Here is a 7,409-nt window from a genome sequence, read left to right as displayed (position 1 = left end):
GGATCGAAGCGGCCAGCACCGTGGCGGTGGTGGTGCCGTCACCGGCAAGGTCGTTGGTCTTCGAGGCCACTTCGCGCACCATTTGCGCGCCCATGTTCTCGAACTTGTCGGAAAGCTCGATTTCCTTAGCGACGGCGACCCCGTCCTTGGTGATGCGCGGCGCGCCATAGGCGCGGTCAATGATGACATTGCGGCCCTTGGGGCCGAGCGTCACCTTCACGGCATTGTTGAGGAGCTCGACGCCGCGCAGCATCCGGTCGCGGGCATCGGTAGCGAATTTGATTTCCTTGGTAGACATGATTTTACGTCCAGTTCAGTCTAGAAATTAGGAGAGCGCAAATCGCCCGGTCAGGCGGCTTTCTTGGCCGCTTTGGTCTTCTCGACGATGCCCATAATGTCGCTCTCCTTCATGATCAGGAGATCCTCGCCGTCGATCTTGACCTCGGTGCCTGACCATTTGCCGAACAGGATGAGATCGCCGGCCTTGACGTCGAGCGGGATCAGCTTGCCGCTCTCATCACGTGAGCCTGGACCGACGGCGATCACTTCGCCCTCCTGAGGCTTTTCCTTGGCGGTGTCGGGAATGATGATTCCGCCCTTGGATTTGTTATCGCCTTCAGCGCGCCGAATGACGACGCGGTCGTGGAGTGGTCGGAATTTCATTGGGGTTCTTTCTGCCGCCGCACATAGAGCGACTGCAACACTTAGCATAGCCCCTTTGGCACTCGAATGATAGGAGTGCCAAATTTTCCAGGCTTGCCTGGCGACGCGTCGGCGCGTCGGCGCGTTCATTCACCTGCCGGCAATCGCCCTGCAGAGTTCGGCGCAACAGATGGTGCAACTCAGCCCAACAGACCTCGACGCCGCTCTCGAAAAGGACCTTGGATAATCATGACCGCACCATCCTTCATGCAACGCAGCCTTCCCGCGTGGGGAGCGCTTGCCTGCGTTGGCCCTTGTGGCTCCAGTGTACGACTTCCGGCACGACCTGGCGCCTGGCTACTCCGTAGGATCGCATTTTGTCCGTGTCGAAACCACTATCGAAGTTACCCGGCCCGATGGCGGAGTGTTGCGGATTGCGCACGATCCAAGGACCGGTCCTCCAACAAATTGAGCGGAAGCCATCTCAAAAACGGTCCAGGCTGTGCGTCGTCAGGATGGTAGCCGCACCAGCGAAACAGCCAATCAGGTGTCCCTTCTTTCGGCCTTTAGAGACTGAGCAGTCAGCTGCCGCCAAGCGAGAATGACGATCGCTCTCACTGCTGCGGCGCTGGTATCGGTGTGCCGCCAAACCAACCAGCCGCATACGCAATCACGACCAAGACCACGATCACGGCTACCACGCCGTACCAGAGGCGCCTGTCCTTGAGATCCATCGTTACCTCCTGCCCGCTACGTGTTGGCCACTGGGCGAATTCCTTGAGCCTTTGGCCGTCATTTCCCAGATGAGCGACCCATTTGCCCTCTGGTAGGCACACAGTAGGCTGGATAAGGGTCTTTGAGAAGCGCACATACGACCGCGCCGGCATGATCGCCAGCGGCTGCGACCGGCGGCTGCAGGCGTGCTCGACGAGTAGCGTTGCGGCATGGATGTCAAAAGATCGGCGATGCCATCCTGCGCCCGTGTGATCGATGCGGCGCGCGTTATCCTGATCTTCCAGCACGGCTCCGCGCAGCCGTACCCCTCATATGACCGTTTCTAGCCGGCTGAACCGAACCGGGATGAGTTCCCGAGCCTCGAGTTGCCCTGCCGCATCCTTGTCGATGACAGTCAGCAACTGTACTTTTTCAGATCCCACAGGCATGGAATTCCTCGATGATCTCGACGCTCCAAACTTGTCCGGAGAGTTCCGCGAGGATTGCGGTTTGGTAGCCCAGGCCAGTGCCGATCTCGAGCACTGCCTCGTGCGGTTGGGGAGCAAGGAGATCGGTCATGAGAGCGACGATGAAGGGCTGCGAGACGGTCTAATCGAAGCCGATCGGCAGCGGCATGTCCTCGTAGGCATAAAGCGCAAACGGGGCTGGCAGGAAGCGATGCCGCGGCACCCGCCGCATCGCTGCCATCACCCGCTCATCAAGCGTCGCCTTGCCGAGTTCTTCGCTTGCAAGGTCGGCATGGATTGCAATCACCTCGACCATGTGCCTGCGTAGAACCGCGAGGTGCTCTTCGTTCATCGGCTTCATGACGGTGGGGCGTTCCTCAACCAGTCTGTTGCCAGACAGCTTTATACCCTGTTCGTCTTGTCACAGTAACCATGTCGTCGAGATCGCGGCTTCGGTTGGGGCGGGGGTTGTACCGCCCTGCTATTTCGTCGCCGTCCTTGGTGCTCTCCCGTTCCTCGCACCGGGGGGTGGAACGGCGTGCGCATCAGAAGCTAGCCAGCCAGGCGACAACATCGATATAGCGGATCGCCAGCCAGTTGAGCACCAATAGGCCGAAGGCCAAACGACGCCGAACCTTGCGCTGTCGCTCACCGACTCCTTCCCGTGCTGATCGTGCGTGATCTGGTGATTGACGATGACCGAACATAGGCGAGCCAGCAGCGCTATTCGCGCTGCAGGCGAGGCGAGGGCGAACGCCGGCACAGCCGGCGCGGCGCTTCCGTTGCATTTACGCCGCCTCCGGACCGTCACTACGGCGCTGTTTTGATGCGCGTTCCGGCATCCGCTTTCGCCGAGGCCAGCAGTAGCGGCTCATTTCTCGAGCTTCCACGGACAACCGGAATAAAGCTAAAAATCGCGACTCGGTCCGTAGTCGCCGATTGGCGCGACATGCGAGACCAAGCCGGTCTCGGGCGACCAGGCGTGGAGCGCAAAGCCCGGAGGCTCGAGGATAAATCGGATGGGCTGGCCCGGGCGAAGATCAAGCGCCAGCTGATGCGCCACTCCGGGCACAACGAAGCCGACCGTGCCGGCCCAGCGACGGATGATGGGGCGATGGTGATGGCCGGCGACCACGCATTCAATTTCAGGATGGCTTTCGACAAGCCCCGCGAATGCGCTGTCGGTTCGGCACATCGTCGCGTCCATCCCGCTGACACCGGTAACGAAGGGTGGGTGATGCATGAAGACCAGCGTCGGGCGACCGTCGCCTTCAGCGAGACGATCGGCAAACCAAGCCGCTCGTGCGGCGCAGATAGCACCGCCGACTTTTCCCGGCACCACCGTATCGAGGCCGATGAGCCGAACTGGAAAATCCTCGACAACGTAATGCAGAAAATCCTCAGCTTGGCGCAAATAGGGATAGGCCGTGGCGAGGCCGTCGCGCATCGCCTCGCGCCGGTCGTGATTGCCCGGAATGACGAATACCGGCATTGCCAGGCGGGACAAGATATCAACCACGAGACCGTACTCGTCCAGGCCCCCGCTATCGGCAAGATCGCCCGTGACGAGGACGCAATCGGGAGCAGGGTCCAGGGCAGCGATCGTGGCAATGGCACGCCGCGTCATGGCATTGGTGTCGATGCCAGCATATACCATTTGGCCAACGGGATGGACATGGAAGTCGCTAATCTGCGCAACGAGCATGGAAAGAAGTCCAAGTGGAGGGATAAGGGGGGGCGCCGGCTGGCGCCCGTGCGGTGAATGGAGTGGTGCCGATCCGGATCGGTCTGCTCCGAAGCCGTGAGCTTTCGGAGCCCTGCTATCTCATCAGAGCCTGAGTTTCCTGGCAAGGCGTTCGGCCCATCCTCGGGGGGAGACCGGCAATTTTGCTGGGGTAAATTCCGCCCCTCGATCGAGGTAATCCATTCGATCGTCGCGTCCATGACGAAAACGACCGTGTTGGATCGAACCTTGCTGCCAATCCCTGTAGACACTACCCCAGCAAAATTACCGGTCTCACGATTTACATGTCCAAGGCAACAGCTCCGAGGCACGGCTTTCACCATTTGGCCACATCTGTAGCAGCCGAGGGCCACAACTAAGGGATACTCTTTGTTGCCATCAAGATGATCCTCCTTCGAGCAAACGGGAACGGAAAGATCATGCGCATGCTGACGACAATCGCCGTCCTTTTGGCACTCGGCGTGGCGTCGCCAGTTTACGCTCAATCCCCGGGCGCGCAACGCAGGAGCTGCATGATGCGCGAGCGGCTCGACGAATAGCTTGGGAACAGGAAAAGCTTGCCCGAGAAAAAGCTGAGGGAATGGTTGCGAATACACCGCCACCACCCGACTACTCGCCCTAGGTGGAGACCGGCGTGAAGCGCAAATGGCCGTGAAAAACACCATCACCCATGAGGCCGGGCTGCCCGACTTCAATGTAGTGCGCAAGGCCATGGCCAGTCGGCAGAATGACCTCTATTTTGTCGGCCTCGATTTGCTGGACCTCAATGGTCACGAACCGCGCGATACTGGTCTCACCTCAAAAAGGAGTGTGATCCCCCGGTTAGGATCTATATGGCTCATCTTCGCGCGTCAGTTCGTTCCTCGAGGGCATCCTGCGCTGAACTAATTCATAGTAGGAAATCCGTCGCGGTCAGGCCCAGACCTATCCCCGTTAACTCAACGACGAAATCAGCTCCGCCTTTCCCGTCCACATCTGCCTGAACGAACGTGTTGCCGCCGGCTTCATGCCACGTGACGCTGTTCGCGATCACGCTGGTGTCTTGGCCCGCGAAGGCAAACGCTTGGTCTCCCTTGAAAGCTGGCTTGTTCGATGTATTAGCGTCGATCGCTGAGAGGTCGATCAAGTCCGCCCCGTGCACGAAATCGGCAATACGGTCCGGTGCGGCGACCGAACTACCCGCGACGTTGTTAAATATGAACTGATCCTGGCCTGCCAAGCCTGTCAGAACGTTGGACCCCGAGTTTGCAGTTAGTCGGTCGTTGAACGCGGAGCCGGTGAGATTTTCGAAGAGCGATATCGTGTCCAGACCGGCGCCTACGGTATTCTGCGCGGACGACGCGGCCAAGCTGACCGTAACGCCACTGAACGCGTGCTCATAAGAGACGGTATCTGTGCCTCCCGCGCCGATGAGCACGTTGTCGCCCGGGTCACCTTCGAGAACATCGTTGAATGCAGAGCCGACCAGGTTCTCGATGCTGATCAGCGTATCGCCTTGTGCATCGCCTCCACCGCCGGTTCCTGCGGCGAGGTTGACGTTCAAGCCCGAGGCCGACGTCGCATACGACGCCGTGTCACTTCCCGTCTGGCCATTCAGAATATCGGCACCGGCCAATCCTACCAGGGTGTTGTTGGAGCTGTTGCCCGCAATTGAGTTGTCGAGGGCATTTCCAGTGCCATCGATCGGATTTGAGCCGGTTAATATCAGGTTCTCGAAATTTACTCTGAGGGTGTAGGAAATGCTCGATTGGACAGTGTCCGTTCCCTCATTGGCGTTCTCCGTTACGGAATCGCCCTTGTCGTCGACCATATAGGTGTCGTCGCCGGTGCTGCCGGTAAGGACATCCCTACCCGAACCGCCATCGAGGATGTCGTTTCCAGCAAGCCCAATGAGCGTATCGTTTCCGCCGAGGCCCGACAGGTTGTCGCCTTCTGGAGTGCCAGTCAACGTGTCGCCCTTGTTGGGATCTCCCGCTTGGGTGATGCCGCCGACGTCGGTGATGGTGACCGCGACGTTCTGGCCGGTGCTCAGCGTGCCGTCGGAGGCGGTGACGGTGATGTCGTAGACGTTGTTGGCGCCTTGATCGAGCCGGTTCTCGAAGTCGGGCGCGTTCTTGAAGGTGACCACGCCGGTCGAAGCATTGATGTCGAACAGGGCAAAGTCCGCCCCCGACAGGGTGTAGGTCAGTGCCCCGAGATTGTCGGCGTCGCTTGCATTGGCGTCGTAGACCGTGCCGGTGGCATTCTCGGCGAAGTTGGCCGTGGTGCCCGATGAGAACACTGGCGCGTTGTCGTTCTGGTTGGTCACCGTGATGGCGACCGCCTGGTCGGTGCTCAGTGTGCCGTCGGAGGCGGTGACGGTGATGTCATAGACGTTGTTGGCGCCTTGATCGAGCCGGTTCTCGAAGTCGGGCGCGGTCTTGAAGGTGACCACGCCGGTTGAGTCATCGATGTCGAACAGGCCAAAGTCCGCCCCCGACAGCGTGTAGGTCAGCGCCCCGAGATTGTCGGCGTCACTAGCATTGGCGTCGTAGACCGTGCCGGTGGCGTTTTCGGCGAAGCTGGCCGTGGTGCCCGATGAGAACACCGGCGCATTGTCGTTCTGGTTGGTCAGTGTCACGGTGATGAGCTGCTCGTCGAAATTGCCCTGGCTGTCTGTCGCGCGCACCTGAACATCATAGAAGTGATCGAAGGCGCCGCCGTTGAGGCTCGGGTTCTCGTAATCCTCGGGCTGGTTGAACGAGAGCACGCCGTTCTGGATCTGGAACAGGTTTTGATCGAAGCCGCCGACGATCGAGTAAGTGAGCGTGTCGTCAGCATCCGGATCGCTGGCCTCGACGGTGGTCACCGCGGTCGTGTTCTCGGCAATCGAGATCTGAGCCGTGTCGCCACCGCCATTCGAGGTGATGGCAGGCGCGGAATTGAGAAGCTCGCCAAGAGTCTTCTGGCCGTCCGCGAACTGGAACAGTTCGACATTGCTGACGGTATCTGTCCCTTCAGGAGAGCCGGCACGCAGATCGGCGATTGTCAGGCTCCCGTCCGGGTTCTGGTCGACTTGGTAATCCGCCCGGGTTCCCTCGTAGATCGCTGTATCGGAGTCCGCGCCTCCATCGAGAACATCATTGAGCGCGCCGCCCTTCAGTATGTCGTCCCCGCCCCCACCAGACAGGTTGTTGTCATGATTGCCTCCGTAGATCTCATCGGCGTACTGCGTGCCGATCACATTCGGGATTCTCGCTATGGAATCCGTGGGAGTTCTGTTCGCAGGGTCTGGATCGATGAAGCCGAACGTGTCGATCGCCGTGTCGGAGGGCAGTCCTCCCTGAACGCCACCGTCCCCCAGCAGGTTGACAACCACGCCGTGGGGGCCTCCTTCGGAACCGTAGTCGAGAGTGTCGGAGCCGGCTCCGCCGTCCATCGTGTCGTTTCCGGCTCCGCCGATGAAGGTGTCCGCGCCCCCGTTTCCAAGCAGCGTGTCGTCGCCACCTTCTCCAATCAGGAGATTGTCGCCGGCGTTGCCAAAGAGATAATCGGCGAAATCCGATCCGCGGGCGTCCTCTATGTTGATCAGAGTGTCGGTGTCGCCAAAGAGATCGATGGCGCTATGAGGTCCGGCCGTTCCAAGGAAAGACGTCTGCGTCGTTCCCGACAGGTTGACGAATGCGCCGTGGCTGGCCGTTCCATCATTGTCCCGCGAATAGTCGATCATGTCCTTGCCGTCGCCGCCGTCGACGACATCGCCGCCCGCGCCCATCTGGAACTGGCTGAAGGATTGGTCGCCGCCGTAGACGGTGTCAGCAAACTGGGTGCCGCGCACCTTGTTGATGTTGACCAGCGTATCG

6 protein-coding genes and 1 pseudogene are annotated in these 7,409 nt (G+C 60.0%); 1 reads left to right on the top strand and 6 read right to left on the bottom strand.

Annotated features, from left to right (window positions below; all coding sequences use genetic code 11):
• The 5 genes and pseudogenes from ACFX5Q_RS34475 to ACFX5Q_RS34455 form a co-directional block, all read right to left on the bottom strand.
• Window positions 1–298: TCP-1/cpn60 chaperonin family protein (locus tag ACFX5Q_RS34475; RefSeq protein ID WP_404285008.1), on the bottom strand; the 298-nt coding region annotated here is incomplete at its 3' end.
• 50 nt (window positions 299–348) lie between these two features.
• Window positions 349–663 carry a co-chaperone GroES gene (gene groES, locus ACFX5Q_RS34470; protein ID WP_258589076.1) on the bottom strand — a complete coding sequence of 105 codons (315 nt, stop codon included), beginning with the start codon at window positions 661–663 and terminating at the stop codon, window positions 349–351.
• 593 nt (window positions 664–1,256) lie between these two features.
• Window positions 1,257–1,664: a hypothetical protein gene (locus tag ACFX5Q_RS34465; protein ID WP_404285006.1), complete on the bottom strand. Its 408-nt coding sequence runs from the start codon at window positions 1,662–1,664 to the stop codon at window positions 1,257–1,259.
• Window positions 1,665–1,685: 21 nt separating this feature from the next.
• Window positions 1,686–2,184, bottom strand: a pseudogene (locus ACFX5Q_RS34460) (protein-L-isoaspartate O-methyltransferase).
• Window positions 2,185–2,730: 546 nt separating this feature from the next.
• Window positions 2,731–3,528: a phosphodiesterase gene (locus ACFX5Q_RS34455; RefSeq protein ID WP_404285005.1), complete on the bottom strand. Its 798-nt coding sequence runs from the start codon at window positions 3,526–3,528 to the stop codon at window positions 2,731–2,733.
• Between the two features lie 684 nt (window positions 3,529–4,212).
• Here ACFX5Q_RS34455 and ACFX5Q_RS34450 point away from each other — a divergent pair.
• Window positions 4,213–4,455, top strand: coding sequence for a hypothetical protein (locus tag ACFX5Q_RS34450; RefSeq protein ID WP_404285004.1), 243 nt, complete (start codon window positions 4,213–4,215; stop codon window positions 4,453–4,455).
• A gap of 1 nt (window position 4,456) precedes the next feature.
• On the opposite strand, the gene ACFX5Q_RS34445 is transcribed toward ACFX5Q_RS34450, so the two are convergent.
• Window positions 4,457–7,409, bottom strand: a 2,953-nt coding sequence (locus ACFX5Q_RS34445) for a beta strand repeat-containing protein (protein WP_404285002.1), incomplete at its 5' end; no start/stop codon positions are given.

It is taken from the genome of Mesorhizobium sp. IMUNJ 23033 (assembly GCF_044778005.1).
GTDB classification, from domain to species: domain Bacteria; phylum Pseudomonadota; class Alphaproteobacteria; order Rhizobiales; family Rhizobiaceae; genus Mesorhizobium; species Mesorhizobium amorphae_A.
This window is presented reverse-complemented; position numbering and strand designations above follow the sequence as displayed.

Bases quoted from the DNA above. Each gene is read 5' to 3' on its own strand.
- ACFX5Q_RS34450 (WP_404285004.1), top strand. From the start codon at position 4,213: ATGGCCGTGAAAAACACCATCACCCATGAGGCCGGGCTGCCCGACTTC.
- groES (WP_258589076.1), bottom strand. From the start codon at position 663: ATGAAATTCCGACCACTCCACGACCGCGTCGTCATTCGGCGCGCTGAA.
- ACFX5Q_RS34455 (WP_404285005.1), bottom strand. From the start codon at position 3,528: ATGCTCGTTGCGCAGATTAGCGACTTCCATGTCCATCCCGTTGGCCAA.